Annotated in this window: 10 protein-coding genes; 4 read left to right on the plus strand and 6 right to left on the minus strand. The window is 31.3% G+C overall.

Features of this window, described 5'->3' with window-relative positions; all coding sequences use genetic code 11:
• Positions 1-10: 10 nt before the first annotated feature.
• The gene (locus tag MPF19_RS11605; RefSeq protein ID WP_249988375.1) at positions 11-3,163 is read right to left on the minus strand and encodes a SusC/RagA family TonB-linked outer membrane protein; all 3,153 of its coding nucleotides are present in this window, start codon (positions 3,161-3,163) and stop codon (positions 11-13) included.
• Between the two features lie 219 nt (positions 3,164-3,382).
• Between MPF19_RS11605 and MPF19_RS11610 the strand changes: the two genes are divergently transcribed.
• Both MPF19_RS11610 and recJ read left to right on the plus strand, forming a co-directional pair.
• Positions 3,383-3,814: an OsmC family protein gene (locus tag MPF19_RS11610; protein WP_249988376.1), complete on the plus strand. Its 432-nt coding sequence runs from the start codon at positions 3,383-3,385 to the stop codon at positions 3,812-3,814.
• A 14-nt stretch (positions 3,815-3,828) separates the two neighbouring features.
• Complete coding sequence (gene recJ, locus MPF19_RS11615; protein WP_249988377.1) at positions 3,829-5,514, plus strand: single-stranded-DNA-specific exonuclease RecJ; 1,686 nt, start codon at positions 3,829-3,831, stop codon at positions 5,512-5,514.
• A gap of 205 nt (positions 5,515-5,719) precedes the next feature.
• On the opposite strand, the gene MPF19_RS11620 is transcribed toward recJ, so the two are convergent.
• Both MPF19_RS11620 and MPF19_RS11625 read right to left on the minus strand, forming a co-directional pair.
• Positions 5,720-8,122: a helix-turn-helix domain-containing protein gene (locus tag MPF19_RS11620; protein ID WP_249988378.1), complete on the minus strand. Its 2,403-nt coding sequence runs from the start codon at positions 8,120-8,122 to the stop codon at positions 5,720-5,722.
• A 100-nt stretch (positions 8,123-8,222) separates the two neighbouring features.
• Positions 8,223-9,599: an aldehyde dehydrogenase family protein gene (locus tag MPF19_RS11625; RefSeq protein WP_249988379.1), complete on the minus strand. Its 1,377-nt coding sequence runs from the start codon at positions 9,597-9,599 to the stop codon at positions 8,223-8,225.
• A 586-nt stretch (positions 9,600-10,185) separates the two neighbouring features.
• Between MPF19_RS11625 and MPF19_RS11630 the strand changes: the two genes are divergently transcribed.
• Positions 10,186-12,153, plus strand: a complete 1,968-nt coding sequence (locus MPF19_RS11630) for a YgiQ family radical SAM protein (RefSeq protein ID WP_249988380.1) — start codon at positions 10,186-10,188, stop codon at positions 12,151-12,153.
• 70 nt (positions 12,154-12,223) lie between these two features.
• Here the strand turns inward: MPF19_RS11630 and MPF19_RS11635 are convergent, their stop codons facing one another.
• Both MPF19_RS11635 and MPF19_RS11640 read right to left on the minus strand, forming a co-directional pair.
• Positions 12,224-12,955 carry a LytR/AlgR family response regulator transcription factor gene (locus MPF19_RS11635; protein WP_203391845.1) on the minus strand — a complete coding sequence of 244 codons (732 nt, stop codon included), beginning with the start codon at positions 12,953-12,955 and terminating at the stop codon, positions 12,224-12,226.
• On the minus strand, positions 12,952-14,016 hold the full coding sequence (locus MPF19_RS11640) for a sensor histidine kinase (RefSeq protein WP_249988381.1): 1,065 nt from the start codon (positions 14,014-14,016) through the stop codon (positions 12,952-12,954). The genes MPF19_RS11635 and MPF19_RS11640 overlap by 4 nt, the downstream gene beginning before the upstream one ends.
• 467 nt (positions 14,017-14,483) lie before the next feature.
• On the opposite strand from MPF19_RS11640, the gene MPF19_RS11645 reads away from it, so the two are divergent.
• The gene (locus tag MPF19_RS11645; RefSeq protein ID WP_249988382.1) at positions 14,484-15,086 is read left to right on the plus strand and encodes a short chain dehydrogenase; all 603 of its coding nucleotides are present in this window, start codon (positions 14,484-14,486) and stop codon (positions 15,084-15,086) included.
• Positions 15,087-15,227: 141 nt separating this feature from the next.
• Here MPF19_RS11645 and MPF19_RS11650 read toward each other — a convergent pair whose 3' ends face one another.
• A complete protein-coding gene (locus MPF19_RS11650; RefSeq protein WP_502925189.1) occupies positions 15,228-16,712 on the minus strand; it encodes an FAD-dependent oxidoreductase in 1,485 nt (494 codons plus the stop codon).
• Positions 16,713-16,806: the final 94 nt, after the last annotated feature.

Consider the following 16,806-nt stretch of genomic DNA (forward strand, 5'->3'; position numbering starts at 1 on the left):
GTTTTTTTATTTAAAATGTTAGTTTCAAATTCATTCCTATAGTACGTGCAGACGGTAATTGACCATATTCTCTACCTTGAATATTACCAGAAGCATTACCTGCAGATTCTGGATCGTATCCTTTTGGAGTATTTCTGTGAAGAATTGCAAGGTTTCTACCAACCAATGAAAGGTTTAAACTATTTAACTTTAATTTTTCTGTTAATTTTGATGGAAAAGTATAATTGAAAGAAACTTCTCTTAACTTAACAAAACTAGCATCAAATGTTGTAAAATCTCCTGGGTTTCTTCTGTAAAGTCTAAAGTATTGATCTACGGAAGCAGCAGGAGTTGTATTGGTAACATAGCCTCCATTTCCATCAGACATTACACCTTCTGCAACGATTCCATTTTCACGAACACCATTTACAGCAGTTACTGCCATAGTACCTGCGTAGACAGCAGTTTGGTAACCTCTAGCGTAAAACACTCCTCCTTTTTGAATATCAATTAAAGCCGATAAAGTAAAGTTTTTATACGTAAATGTGTTTGTAATACCAGAAGTCCAATCTGGTAAAACACTACCTATAAATTCTTGTTCTCCACTAATATAATATCCGTTAGCATCTACTATTTTATTTCCATCAGGGTCTCTTGCTACTTTTGTTGCATAAATGGAACTAAATGATTCTCCAACTCTAGATTCTAAAGTAACGCTTGCTGGTCCTGAAGTGTAGAACGTACTCATTAAGTATGTATCCAATCCTTCAGCCAATTCTACAACTTCATTATTGTTTTTTGCCCAATTGATACCAATATCCCAAGAAAAATCTTTAGTTCTAATTGGTGATCCTTGTAATTGTAATTCGATACCACTATTTTTAATTTCTCCTGCATTAACCCATTTTTGAGTATATCCTGTTGTTTCAGAAACTGTTATAGGCATAATTTGATTGGTAGTTTTACCCGTGTAATAAGTAGCGTCTACACTTAATCTATTACTAAATAATTTAAGATCTACACCAGTTTCAAAAGAAGAAGTTAATTCTGGTTTTAATTCTGCGTTGTTTAATGTAGATGGAATTGTAAATACCGGGTTTCCGCCAACGGCAGAACCTTGAGTATAGTTATTTGTAAGTCTGTAAGGTTCTGTATCATTACCAACTTGAGCCCAACCTGCTCTAAATTTACCAAATGATAATACGTCACTTTCTATAAATTTAGAAAAAATTACACTTGCTGTGGCAGAAGGGTAGAAATAAGACCAATTGTCTTTTGGTAGTGTAGAAGACCAATCATTTCTTGCTGTTAAATCTAAATATGCTAAATCTTTAAATCCAAAAGAAGTACTTGCATAAATACTACTTGTCTTTTTATTGACTAAAGATCTTTCTAAAAAAGCAGCATCTACAGAATTGGCTAATGAATAAATATCTGAAACTGTTAAACCACCTTGTGTTGCACCTATGTTAGACTCAAGAGTTCTACTCATCGTATTCATACCTAAAGTAGCTATTAAAGAAATATCTGAAGTTAATTCTCTGTTATTATAGTTTAATATTGCATCTATATTTTCTTCTTTAAAATCGTAAATTTTACTAAGATAGTAAGGAGTATATCTACTACCTACAGATCTACGATCTCTTCTGTTATCATTATAACTATCAAAACCATATCTTACAGAGGCATTTAACTTCTCTGTAATGTCATATTTAACTTTTACATTACCAATAATTCTGTCTTTTTCATCATCTTGATAATCTTTGTAAGCTAACCAAAAAGGGTTATTTGCTCTTACATTTGTAGAATTAAGATCGTCTGTTCTCCAAGTAAGTTGAGAACCATCTGCTCTTTCATAATTTCTTAATTTATCAATATCTAATTGTCTTTGTGTCCAAATTACCATGTTGTAAGTTAAATTATCGCTACTACCACCACCTTTTGGTCTTCCTTCTCCCTTTGTATTAATATAACTAAGGTTTGTAGAAATAGATAATTTATCAATTTTTCCATTTAAATTTAAATTAATAGTATTTCTCTTTATACTACTATTTGGTACAATACCTTTGTGGTTTAAGTTGGTATAAGACACTCTGTAATTTACGTCTTCACTTGCATTACTAATAGCAATGTTTGTTTTACTAATTTGACCAGTATTAAAGAAATTTTTATAATTATCTGGGTGTGCAATCCATGGTCGTACTTCTCCACCATTTCCTTCTCCGTCCCATTGTCTTACTAATCTACCATCTAATTTTGGTCCCCAACTTTCATCTGTAGATACATTCTGAATAGGAATACCGTCAGTACCAATATTTGCAAAGGTTAAAGATTGCCCTCCACCATATTCATTTTGTAATTCCGGGAAATCGAAAGCCGTTTCTAAAGAAAAACTATTATTGATAGAGATGCCTAAACCTTTATTCTTTTTTCCTTTTTTAGTGGTAATTAAAATAACTCCATTTCCTGCTCTAGAACCATAAAGTGCAGCAGCATTTGCTCCTTTTAAAACACTTACAGATTCAATATCATCTGGGTTAATGTCTTGTGCAGCATTACCATAATCTACATTTCCACTAGTATCATCTCTATCTCCATAAGCTTGGGTAGCACTTCCAAAATTAGAATTATCTATAGGTACACCATCTACAACAAATAACGGTTGGTTGTTACCTGTTAAAGAAGAAGCTCCTCTTAAAAGAATTCTAGAAGAACCACCAATATTACCTGTTCCCTGAATTTGAACACCAGAAACTTTACCTGCTAAGGTATTTACAACATTTGTTTCAGAGGCCTTATTAAGGTTATCTCCGTCTACTTCTTGAATTGCATATCCTAAAGATTTTTTTTCTCTTGTAATACCTAAGGCAGTTACTACTACTTCATCTAAAATATTAGCATCTTCTATTAATGTTACGTTAAGAGTTGCAAACTGAATAATAACTTTTTTAGTTTTATATCCTAAAGAAGAAAATACTAAAATGGCTCCTTTTTTTGCTTTAATAGAATACGTTCCATTAAAATCTGTACTTGTACCTTTTGTTGTACCTTTAATTAGTACACTTACTCCTGGTAATTCTCCTGTTTTGTCTTTTACCTTCCCTTTTACAGTAATATCTTGAGCAACAAAATTTAATGTAAATAGGAAGAGAATAGAAACTATAAATAATAATTTTTTTCTCATGAAAATGCGTTTTTGATTAAAATATTTTATAAAATTAACCATTTTTAACAGTTTAATCGCAGTTTAAGTTAATAAATATTAAATATAATTTAGGTTTTAATAATTGTTGATTTAAAGTTCGTTAAATAAATATAAAAAAGGATACTTCTTTTAAGTCTTTAGGTTTTCTTATTTTTGTTCAAGAAGTAATTTTTAAATAAAATAACAAAATCATCTAATATGGCTACAAATATTGTAAAAACTACCTGGAAAGAAAACATGCAATTTGAATCTGACAATCCGAGTGGATTAAATTTGACCATGGATGCAGGAGAAGAAAGTGGAGGAGAAGGAAAAGGGTACAGACCAAAAGCTTTAATGTTAGCTTCATTGGCCGGATGTTCTGGTTTAGATGTAGTGTCTTTGTTAACAAAAATGCGTGCAGAAGTTGCAAATTTTAAAATTGATGTTACTGCAGAGTTAACAGATGAACACCCAAAGTTTTATAATAAAGTAAAAGTAGATTATCATTTTTCGGATAGTGATTTAAAACCAGATAAAATTCAGAAAGCAGTTAATTTATCGGTTACAAAATATTGCGGAGTTATGGAAATGTTCCGTCAATTTGCAGAGGTAGAAATTGAAATTCATTTGCATAAAATAGAGCTTTAATAGAGAAAGTAGCTATGAGATGGACGTTGAAACCAAAAGCAGATAAAGAAAAAATAGAAAAATTAGCAAAAGAACTTCAGGTTGATAAAACCATAGCAGCAATTCTTTGTCAAAGAAATATTGAAACATTTGAAGACGCAAAGAATTACTTTCGCCCGAGTTTAGATGAAATTCATGATCCTTTTTTAATGAAGGATATGGATCTTGCTGTTGCCAGAATTGAAACTGCAATCTCGAACAATGAAAATATTCTTGTTTTTGGTGATTATGATGTAGATGGTACAACAGCTGTTTCTTTAGTTGCGTCTTATTTAAAAACGATTTATCCAAATATAGCAACCTATATTCCAGATAGATATGCAGAGGGTTATGGCGTTTCTTATATGGGAATTGATTTTGCGCATGACAATGATTTTTCTTTAATTATAGCCTTAGATTGTGGTATAAAAGCCATTGATAAAGTTGCGTATGCAGCCGAAAAAAATGTCGATTTTATTATTTGTGATCACCATAAACCTGGTGATGAAATTCCGAAAGCAGTTGCAGTTTTAAATGCAAAAAGAGAAGATTGTTTTTATCCTTTTGATGAGCTTTGTGGTTGTGGTGTTGGGTTTAAGTTAATTCAAGCTTTAGGCGTTTCTAGAGGTCAAACCATAGAAGATTTTATTCCTTATTTAGATTTGGTGGCTACTGCAATTGCTGCAGATATTGTACCTATGAATGGAGAAAATAGAGTTTTAGCATATCATGGTTTACAGGTTATTAACGAAAGTCCAAGAAACGGAATAAAGGCAATCATTCATCAAACTAAAAAGTCTGAATTAACAATTACCGATGTTGTTTTTACCATTGCGCCAAGAATAAATGCAGCAGGTAGAATGAAGCATGGTAATTATGCCGTAGAATTATTAACAGAAATGGATTTTGACTCGGCAGTTGAATTTGCTGCTGCCATAGAAATTTTTAATGCGGATAGAAAAGATTTAGATAAGAAAATTACAGACCAAGCTTTAATTCAAATTATTGATAATGAAGAAGAAGACCGTTTTACATCGGTAGTTTTTCAAGAAGATTGGCACAAAGGAGTTATTGGAATTGTAGCTTCTCGTTTAATAGAAAAATATTACAGACCCACCTTAGTTTTTACCAAAAGTGGCGATAAACTAGCGGCTTCTGCACGTTCTGTAAAAGGTTTTGATGTGTATAATGCATTGCATGCTTGTGAAGAGTTTATAGAGCAATTCGGCGGACATAAATATGCCGCAGGTTTAACGTTGTTACCGGAAAATTATGAGAATTTTAAAAATAAGTTCGAAGAAGTTGTAAAAGCTACCATCGATAAAGAGTTGCTAACGCCAGAAATTTCGATAGATGCAGAAATAGATTTGTTAGAAATTACACCGAAGTTTTTTAGAATTATTCAGCAAATGGCTCCTTTTGGACCTATGAATATGAGACCTACTTTTAAAACGACTTGTGTAAGAGACAACGGATACGGAAAACAAGTAGGAGCAGATAAAACACATTTAAAATTGAATGTTTTTCAAGGTGATAATAAAAGGACCTTTAACTCCATTGGTTTTGGTTTAGGAGATAAAATGGAATTAGTTCAAAATGATTTTGATATTGTATACGGTTTAGATGAAAACGTATGGAACGGTAATAAATCGATACAGTTGTTGTTGAAAGATTTGAAGTAGAAATAAGTGTTATTCCGAAAGAGAGACGTAAGAACGACAAGGAATCTAGGAGTTTCAATAAATATTTATTGTAATAAAAAACCCACTCCTAAAATAGAAGTGGGAAAATTGCTATGAAAAAGAAAATGATAAGAAAGTATCTTATCATAATTCTTAAGACGATCCTTTTTATTACAACTTACACTTTATTTTAAAATATTTTAAATTAATTTTCCATAGACATTAAAACCATTCTCAATTCCATAAAAGAAAAAGATTTATCTACTTTTTCCTTAAGGTCTGTTAAGCTTTTAAACTCGGTGTCTTCTATGGCGTTTACAATTTTCTTGTATCTCTTAATATCTATCAATTCTAGAATATCAATATCACCAGAAGGAATATAACTAGCTAAATGACTTTCTATAGTTCCGGAAGTTAAACTACGTTCTTTAGCTATTTCTTTTATGGATAGCCCAGATTTAAACAACTCAAAAGTAATTTGTTTGGTTGGTTTCTTATCCTCTTTTTTCTGTTCGTTTAATTTATTAATTCCGTTTTTTTTACAATAATCTTCAATGGCTTCTAAGATTTGCACTCCGTATTTAGATACACGTGTTTTTCCCATTCCAACAGTGCTTAATAATGCTTTCTCTGTTCTTGGTAAATCATCGCAAATAGCATATAGAGTTTCTTGTGTAAAAATTTGAAAATGCGGAATTCCTAAATCTTTAGAAATTTCGTCTCTTAATTCACGCAATCTTAAGGCTAAAATAGGGTCGCGTTTAGAAGCAACTGTTTTCTTTTTTACTGGTGCAGATTTTTGTAAAACGGCTTTTGCTCTTATTTTTAAATAGTCTTGCACTTTAAAACCATTGTTCATTTTTTGAAGCGCAAACAATTTTTCTAATAGCTTTTCTTGTAAGCTGTCAAATTGCTTCGTAAAATCTTTTTTCACAGTTTTATTATCCGTAGAAAACTGAATGGCATTTAAAGGTTTTAGAATGTTTCCTTTTGTTTGTTTTACAAAATAATCGAGCGCTTTTGTAAAACGTTCTTGAATTTGCGAACTATTTTCTGGTAGAATACTGTCTTCTGAGATTGCGTTTAACTGATTTTTAAATCCGTTAGAAACTTTCATCAAAGCCACAACACCATCATCTTTTATAGTTTGTAAATGATCTATGACATCACCTTTAATACTTGTTTGATTTTTATAAAAAATATCAATCAATCTAGAAATGGGATATAAAAATGGTTGATAATCGAACAATTCAGAAATTAAATTCAACTGAAAATGTTTTTCAGATTCGTTTAAAACACTTTCATCCGGATGATTTTCTTCTACACTTTCATTAAAAACACTAACGGTTCTGTCATTAATAATTGCACTGCTGGTAATTGGTGTTTTTAAGACTAAACCTTCTAAAGAAGTACATCTACTTAAGGCAACATAGGTTTGTCCGTGTGCAAAAGAGGCTTCTGCATCTATAATTGCTTTTTCAAAGGTTAACCCCTGACTTTTATGAATGGTAATTGCCCAAGCCAATCGTAAAGGAATCTGAGAAAAAGAGCCAATTACATCTTCTTTAATCTCTTTAGTTTCTTCATTAATGGAATAATTTACATTATCCCAAGTTTCTCTTTCTGTAACAATCTCATCAATTTCATTGGGACATTGTACGGTTACATTTTGTAGAGAAATATCTGTTATAATTCCTATTTTTCCGTTGTAATATCTTTTTTCTGGTGATGAATCATTTTTGATGAACATTACTTGCGCTCCCATTTTCAACTCTAACTTTTCATCATTCGGAAAAGCATTATCATTGAATTTACCAGAAACATCCGCTTTAAAAAAGTAACTTTTGGTGTTTAGTTTATTTAATTCAGAACTGTTAATTAAATTGGCTCTATTATTATGAGTTGTTAAGGTAATATAACCATCATCTTTAGTAGGAGAGAAGGTAGGATTGTAATTTTTATTTAAAATTTCAGCAGATTTTTCTGATAAAGTATCCGTTCTAATTTCATTTAAAATGGTAATAAAATCTTCGTTTTTCTGACGATAAATATGTTTTAATTCTATGGAAACCACATTGGCTTCTTGGTAGGCTTTAGAGCTAAAAAAGTAAACAGTATTATAATGTTGTTGCAATAAGCTCCACTCATTAGGTCTTACAACCGGAGCTAATTGTTGTAAATCTCCAATCATTAAAACTTGTGCACCACCAAAAACTTTATTTCGGTTTTTATAACGGCGCATCACTTGGTCTATTCCGTCTAACAAATCGGCACGAACCATAGAAATTTCATCAATAATTACCAAATCTAACGATTTGATAATATCTATTTTTGTTTTAGAAAACTTACGTTGCTGATTTGTATTTGCAATCTGATCTGGTAAAATAGGACCAAAAGGCATTTGAAAAAAAGAATGAATAGTAACACCTTTGGCATTAATTGCAGCAACACCAGTTGGTGCTACAATAACCATTCTTTTTAAAGATTCTTTTTTAATTTGATGTAAAAAAGTAGTTTTTCCTGTACCTGCTTTTCCTGTAACAAAGATATTTCTATCAGTCTTATCTATAAATTGTAGGGCAAGTTCTAATTCAGGGTTTTTTGACATTTTTCACTTTTTGTTGCAAGGTAATAAATAGCCTTTAAAAGAAATTAAACGATTTCATTTTATTTGTAAAAGCCATTCATTTGCTTCCAATATTTTTAATTTATAGAAGTTTCTTAATAATTTTAAAATACTTAAAAGGTACATATTTTAAAGGTAAATCTATCCAAGTTGGGTTTGTAACAACGGCTCTTTTATGGCTAAAAGCAAAAAAACTATCTTGTCCGTGATAGTTTCCTAATCCGCTATTTCCTACACCTCCAAAAGGTAAATTGTGGTTGCTTACATGCATTAACGTGTCATTAATACAAGCGCCACCCGATGAGGTTTTTGCTAAAATTTCTTTCGCTTTTTTATTTTTCCCAAAATAATAGAAAGCCAAAGGTTTTTCGTTTTTATTGATGTAATCTATAGTTTCATCAATATGGCTAAAACTCATTACAGGTAATATTGGTCCGAATATTTCTGCTTGCATAATTTTAAAATCTGGCAGAACGTTATCTATAATTGTAGGAGCAATAAATTTTTCTTTAATATCGATTTCCCCTCCAGTATGTATGGTTCCTTGGTTTAATAAATCACTTAAGCGCTCTACTGCATCTTTATTTACAATACGCGGATAAAAACGACTTTTCTTAATATCATCACCATACATCAATTTAATATTTTCTGCAATTTTGTCTAATAACTGAGCTTTAATAGATTGGTGGGCAAAAAGATAATCAGGAGCAATACAGGTTTGTCCGGCATTTATTAATTTTCCCCAAATAATTCGTTTAGCGGCAATATCTATATTGGCATCTGCATCTACAATACACGGACTTTTTCCGCCTAATTCTAAAACGACAGGTGTTAGGTTTTCTGCAGCAGCTTTCATGACTACTTTACCAACTTTAGGGCTTCCGGTAAAGAAAATAATATCGAAACGTTGCGCAAATAGTATAGTGTTGGTTTCTCTGCCGCCATGCACAATACTAATGTAATTTGAATCAAAATTATCTGAAATCATATCTTCCATCACTTTGGCAACGGTAGGTGTGTCTGGAGATGGTTTTAGTACGCTACAACAACCTGCAGAAATTGCGCCAACTAACGTGTTTATTAATAATTGAAAAGGATAATTCCAAGGAGCAACAATTAAAGCGGTTCCTAAAGGCTCGTAAATAATTTTACTAGAAGCTGGAATTAAATGAAGTGACGAAGCAACTCTTTTAGGAGCTGCCCATTTTTTTAAATGTTTAAGATGATTGTCAATTTCACCAATAACAAGACTTATTTCTGTTAGATATGCTTCTTCTGGCGATTTGTGTAAATCTTGCCATAAAGCAGTTTCAATTTTTTCTTGATATTGAAGAATGGCTTTTTTTAACGTTTTTAATTGCATTAATCTAAAATGAATATCTTTTGTTTGATGTGTTGCAAAAAACGACTTATGTGCTGCTATATTTTTAAGAATAATAGCCTCTGTGGTTTCTTTCATTAGAATGTGTATTTAATGTTTGTGCATTTTTAGATTAAAATGAATTCCTCAATTTTTAGTTCGAGTAAGTTTTTATCAAAAAATATATTGTTACTAATTTATGAGTTAAAATTATTAATATGGATATTAATTTCACTTATTCATGTTCCTAATATTTTATAAGAATGAAATACAGATTTGTAATTATTGCTTTTTAGGCTCTGTAAAATGTTCTCTCGTTTTATAAATTGCCAATAGATTGTTTGCAAATCAATAGAACTTTTGCGGTAATAGATATTAACAGTTTATATTGTTGCTATTTGTTGGTGTTTTTATAATTAGGAAGTAGCTAAGTTAGAATTTAAATTGCTACTAACAAATCTAATGATTAAACTAAAAAAATAAACAAAGTGATTCATTTTTTAGAAAGATAATAGTTAGCAAACAAGTCTAGCCCCGATTGAACGGTTTGTTTGAGCTCTTTTTTATACTTTTTCTGTATAAAAAAAGCGAGTAGTGAAAGCGGGAAATAGCTTCGAATACCAATAAAAATACATTTATAAAATTTGTGTTTTAATCAAATAAAAATCTTGTATTTTTGCAAACTATGCAAGAACCTAAAAGACATCAATTAACCGACTGGTTACCAACTACAAACAAGGAAGTGAAAATTCGTGGTTGGGAAGAACTAGACGTTATTTTATTTAGCGGAGACGCTTATGTAGATCATCCATCATTTGGACCTGCAGTAATCGGTCGTATTTTAGAAAGTTACGGCTTGCGAGTGGCCATTGTGCCGCAACCAAGTGTAAATGATAATTTGCAAGATTTTGAAAAATTAGGAAAACCGCGTTTGTTTTTTGCTGTAACTGGAGGGTGTATGGATCCGATGGTGAGTAATTATACGGCTAGTAAACGTAGTAGGGATAAAGATGCATACACGCCAAATGGCGATAAAGGCTTTAGACCAGATTATGCAACTTCTGTATATTCTAAGATTTTAAAGGATAAATTTCCAGATATTCCTGTTTTAATTGGCGGAATTGAAGCTTCTTTAAGACGTGTAACTCATTATGATTATTGGTCTGATAAGTTGTTACCTGGTATTTTAGAAACTTCTAAAGCAGACATGTTAGTCTACGGAATGGGAGAACAACCTTTGCGAGAAATTGTAGAATTATTGCAAAAAGGGGTTCCGTTTTCTAGTTTAAAAAATATTAAACAAACGGCTATTTTTATCAACGAAAAGGAAGAAAGTTTGCCTGTTGTAAATGGTTGGGAAGATATAACTATCAATTCGCATGAGGCTTGTTTAAAGGATAAAAAGACATTTGCTTCTAACTTTAAAGTGATTGAACAAGAGTCTAACAAGTTAAAAGCACGTAGAATTTTACAAGGAGTAGGAGAGAAAACGATGGTGATTAATCCGCCGTATCCTACCATGACAGAAAAGGAAATAGATGGTTCTTTCGATTTGCCTTTTACGCGTTTACCGCATCCTAAATATAACAAACGTGGTCCCATACCTGCGTTTGAAATGATAAAATTCTCTATTAATATTCATAGAGGCTGTTTTGGTGGATGTAGTTTTTGTACCATTTCTGCACATCAAGGAAAATTTATAGCAAGCAGAAGTCAGGAATCTGTTTTAAGAGAAGTGGATAAAGTGGCAAATATGCCAGACTTTAAAGGGTATTTATCTGATATTGGTGGGCCTTCTGCTAATATGTATCAAATGAAAGGAAAAGTACAATCTATTTGTGACAAATGTGTTGCGCCGAGTTGTATATCGCCTGTAATTTGCTCTAATTTAGATACGTCTCATAAACCTTTAACAGAGTTATACCAAGCGGTTGATAAACATCCGAAGATTAAAAAGTCTTTTATTGGAAGTGGAATTAGACATGATATGTTGGTGCCAGAATTCAATAAAAATGCAGATCCAAAAGAATTGGATGCGTATACGGAAGAGGTAATGACCAAACATGTTTCTGGACGATTAAAAGTTGCGCCAGAACATACTTCTGATCCTGTTTTAAAGTTGATGCGTAAACCGTCTTTTAAATATTTTCACATGTTTAAAGAGCGTTTTGATAAGATAAATATTAAGAAAAAATTAAATTTACAGTTAATTCCGTATTTTATTTCTAGTCACCCAGCAAGTGAAGTAGAAGATATGGCAAACTTAGCTGCAGAGACCAAAGATATGGGTTTTCAGCTAGAGCAAGTGCAAGGTTTTACACCAACACCTATGACGGTTGCAACTGTTATTTATTATTCAGGATTTCATCCGTATACTTTAAAACCGACTAAAACACCTAAGACAAAAAAAGAGCGTGAAGACCAACATAAATTTTTCTTTTGGTACAAAAAAGAAAATAAAGATTGGATTAAAAACACCCTTAACAAAGTTGGAAGACAAGATTTATTGAGAAAACTATTACCAGAAAATAATTCTTGGAAAAAGAACAAAAACGCCAAAGAAGTAAAGAATACTTTTGATGATGCAGTTCCTGTTCCATTTAATAAACGAAAGAAAAAAGTAAGTAGAGCTCCTAAGAAAAAAAGGAGATAAGCTTAATTTACTCTTAAATTTTTAATAAAAAATAGTCATTGTTGTAAAATAATGGCTATTTTTTTTATGCTTAAAAACTCAGTTGTTCTTTAAAAAGATAAGATTGTCTTCTGGAAATTTCTACTTCTTCTCCAGAATTCATTTCTACTTTTAATTTTCCATTAAACCAAGATACTACTTTTTTAACGTGATTTATATTAATAATCTGTTGTCTATTGGCTTTAAAAAAGACTTCTTTGGGTAGCTTTTCTTCTACTTGCGCCAGCGATTTATAGATTAATGGTTTGTTGTTATCAAAGTAGACACGCGTATAGTTTCCTACAATTTCAAATAAAGAAATATCTTCAATTTTTACCAACCAACATTTTTCTCCATCTTTAATAAATATTTGTTTATCTAAACTTAATGCACTCTCATTTTTTACTGCTGTTGCTAGATTATTATTGAAGCTTTCGATTACTTTCTCTATGCTTTTAGAAAAACGTTTTTGATTAATTGGTTTTAATAAATAATCAAAAGCATTATAATCAAAAGATTTAATGGCATATTCATCAAAAGCTGTTGTAAAAATAGTTGTAGGAACTTGATCTAACATTTCTAATAATTCGAATCCATCCTTTTCTGGCATATTAATATCTAAAAAAAGTAGGTCTGGATTTGTATCATTAATCAATTTAAAGCCATCATCTACATTTTCTGCCTCTCCTAAAATTTCAATTTCTTTGTGCGCTTTAATTAATTCTTTTAATTCATTACGAGCTAAACGAGAATCTTCTACAATAACAGCTTTTAATTTTATCATATCAATGGAATTTTAATCGTAGCAACCACTTGATTTTTATTTTCTCTTAAATTAAAAGTTGCAGCTTCTCCATAAAGTAGGGCTAATCTTTTTTTAATGTTTTTTAAGCCTAATTGCGTACTGTTTTTACTTTTTTGTAGTGTTCCAGAATTTATTACTTCTATTTGTAATTGAGTACCTTTTATGGTGGTTGATAAACTTACTATACCTCCATTTTTTAAATTAGATATTCCGTGTTTCAGTGCATTTTCTATTAACATTTGAATAATCATGGGCGGAATTTGTTTACTTAAAGACTCTTGATCAATATGTGTTTCAAATTGTAAACGATTTTCAAATTGAATTTTAGAAATAGCGATATAATTTTCAACCATTTCTAATTCATCTTCTAATGAAATAGAATTTACATCACTTTTTGTTAAAGAGTATCGTAAAGTTTCTGATAGGCTTGTAAGCATATTTCTAGCTTTATCTACATCTTCTAACATGAGCCCACGAATATTGTTTAAACTGTTAAACATAAAATGTGGATTTATTTGTCCTTTTAAGGTGTTTAACTGAGACTCTTTTAGATTTGTTTCTAGTTGAAGTTTTTTTAATTGTACTGTTTTTAATTGATGGAAAATCTTAATGGTTAAAAAAACAAAAAGCCAGATAACAAATAAGGTTGCAAAGTAAAAAACATTATATATTTTACCAACTAAGCCCATAACCACATCAGATTCATACTTTGTACATTCTTGAACAAAATCTAATATAGGCCATATAAACAAGGTATATGATGCTTGAACAATTGTAAAAATTATAAAAATTTTCCAAGTAATCCTTTTCCAGTTGTTATTAAAATTAATTTTATCATCAATAAAAATAGAGATTATAAACGATAACGTAAAAGCCAGAACTGCACACGCAACAGTTTCTAACCAATAATATAAGACGCGCTCGTTAGCCAATACTTCTTCTGAAAGAAATATTTTTGGGCCGGCTAATGTTGCTGTAAACAAAAGGAGCCATCCAATGAGATTGAATACTATATAAGATTTATTTAGAGATAATTTCATTTATTACTAGTGCTAATTTTCAAACTTACAAATTATAATTTAAGATTATTTACTTCTAAATTTTTAATTTGTTTTATCAATTATTTTAATTGATTTACCACATTAGTATTTGAAAAACCAACTCTATTGCTGTTTCAACGATGTTTATTAAAGCGTTTACTATTACGATCATAATCTTAATTTTTTTAATGATACTGTAAATATATCTAAGAGAATTGATTTTTAAATTGAAAATATGACAAGCGGTAGTTTGATTGTGAGCAGCGGAAAGTTTATTTAGTTGAATTAAAAAAAGAATTTAAATTTTCTCATAACAATCCTCAAATAGGGATTAATAGATAATTAAAAACTTGTTTTATTGGATGTGACAATAATTAAAGCGTAGTTAAAAATTTACTAATTAACAGTACATTAATAATCTATCTTTTTCTTAATTATATTTTTGAATTCAAGTTAAAACGAAAACAATGAAAATTTTAATAATTGGAGGAAATGGAACTATCGGAAAAAGGGTAGTTTTCCATTTTAAAGAAAAGAACGAAATAATAATTGCTGGACGAACCAATGGAGAAGTGTCAGTAGATATTGCTGATAGCAAGTCAATAAAATCTATGTTTGAAAAGATTGGAAGGTTAGATGCTATTATATGCTTCGCAGGCGAGGCAAAATGGGATGATTTTGATAAACTTACCGAAGACGATTATTATATAGGACTGAAAAGTAAACTAATGGGACAAGTTAATCTTGTTCGTATTGGACAAAATTATTTAAACCCAAATGGTTCAATAACTTTATCTACAGGAATTTTGGCAGATGACCCGGTTGTAAAAACGGCGAGTGCATCAATGGTAAATGGCGGAATTCATAGTTTTGTAAAAGCGGTTGCACTTGAAATTGAAAATGGAATTAGAGTAAATGTGGTTTCTTCGGGAATGGTCGAAGATGCTTATGAAAAGTACAAAGACTATTTTCCAGGACACAATCCGATACCAATGAAAAAAGTAGTTAACGGATATGTAAGAAGTGTAAACGGAAAAGGAAATGGTGAAATAATTAGAATTTACGACTGAAACAAAGCCAAGTTGCTAACACCATGTAAAAAAATGCTAAATTAAAAGCAATTACATTTTTGAAAACTTCAATTTTTCAGAGGAAAATTGAGGTTCACTTAAAACGTAACTTTCAATACACAAACACTATAAAGTTCAATACTATGCGTCCTTTTTTTTTCGATACTTTCCTCTCGGACCATTACCTTCTTGAAGTACAATTTCTGAATGCAATAATTCAGCAGCTTCAGCAGAACTCTTTACTTTGGTAGCGCTCCGTGCTATCATTTCTGCCTCAAAGACAGTTAATACACTTTTCCGTATTCCTATTTCTTTCCATCGGGATAAAGAACCGTTTACTTTTGATATTTCTCTTGCCAGTGATAGCGCATCCAATAAAGCTTGATTTGCACCTTGACCTTTAAATGGACTCATTGGATGAGCGGCGTCTCCTAATAATGTAACTTTTGCTACTTTTTCTAGCATTTCAGGTTTTAGTAATTCCCGGTCATAAACAGGATATCCAGAAATATTTGCTTTGTTGGTTGCTTTTACAATCTGCGGAATAGGCTTGTGCCACTGCGTTCTAAAACACGCTTCTTCTTTTAGTGCTTTCGCTCCTTTTAAATTGAGTTCTTTAGCTTCTTTTTCTGATATAGGAAAACTAAGTTGCCACATGATGGTATCTGAATTAAACGGCATCATGTAGATGCGTTCATTACCATTAGCTGTTTGAAACACGGTGGCTGAATCTAATAAAGGACTTTCAATACCTTTTAAATTCTTAAGAGGACAAATACCTAAAATGACTATACAACCTAAGTAACGTAAAGAAGTTACCTCTTCTCCAATAAGTTGTTCTCTTACCGTACTACGAATTCCATCAGCTCCAACTATAAGATCTGCCTTGGCATATTTTATTTCATCGTTCACTTGAAATTTTAGGCTTACCCCTTCGTTCTCAGATTCATTATAATTTATGAATTGATGTCCCCATTTTACTTTATCAGGTCCACCAAGTTGTTCTAGTAGAGCCAATCGTAAAGACTGTCTTGCAATGTGTATATTAGTATGTTTTGGTGATGTTTTTGTGTCTGATCTTCCCCATTTTCTAATGCCCCATTCCCCAATAATTTTTCCATCTGTAGTGTGCACCACATGCTTGGTAGAAGTGATTCCTTCTTTTAGAGAAAGAATACCTAAACCCGCCATAGCTTTACTTGCTTGTTGTAGTGTGAGACCGTAACCCTGAGAACGAGCATCGAAGTTAATATCTCGTTCATAAAGCGTAAAAGGTATTCCGCGATGCAAACAAGCTACTGCTAGTGCAACACCTCCAATTCCACCTCCAATAATGGCAACGTGCGGATAGTTTTCTGTGTCTGCAATAGGTAGATTGTTAGATGCTATAATTCCAGATCCTTTACAATTTAAACAGTTTTGTAGTTGACCTAGAGGTCGAATTGGAGCGATTCCTTCTCCATTGGATTTTTTAAATTGTTCTAATAAAAATTTGTAGTTGAGTCGTACTTTTTTAGGAAGACTTTTCCTTATTTTTCCTGTGCCTTTACAATTCTTACAAATAATCCAATTATTCTCTTTCTTATTCACCTTTTTGCATGCTATTAATTCTGATTTGACATCTATTTTAACGATTTAATATAAATAGTAATTACAGAAATCAGTTTAGTACATATAGCGAAGTTATCTTTTTTAAAGTTTAGGCACAAGTAAAACTCTT

The sequence above is a fragment of the Polaribacter sp. Z014 genome, from assembly GCF_023555435.1.
Lineage (GTDB): Bacteria > Bacteroidota > Bacteroidia > Flavobacteriales > Flavobacteriaceae > Polaribacter.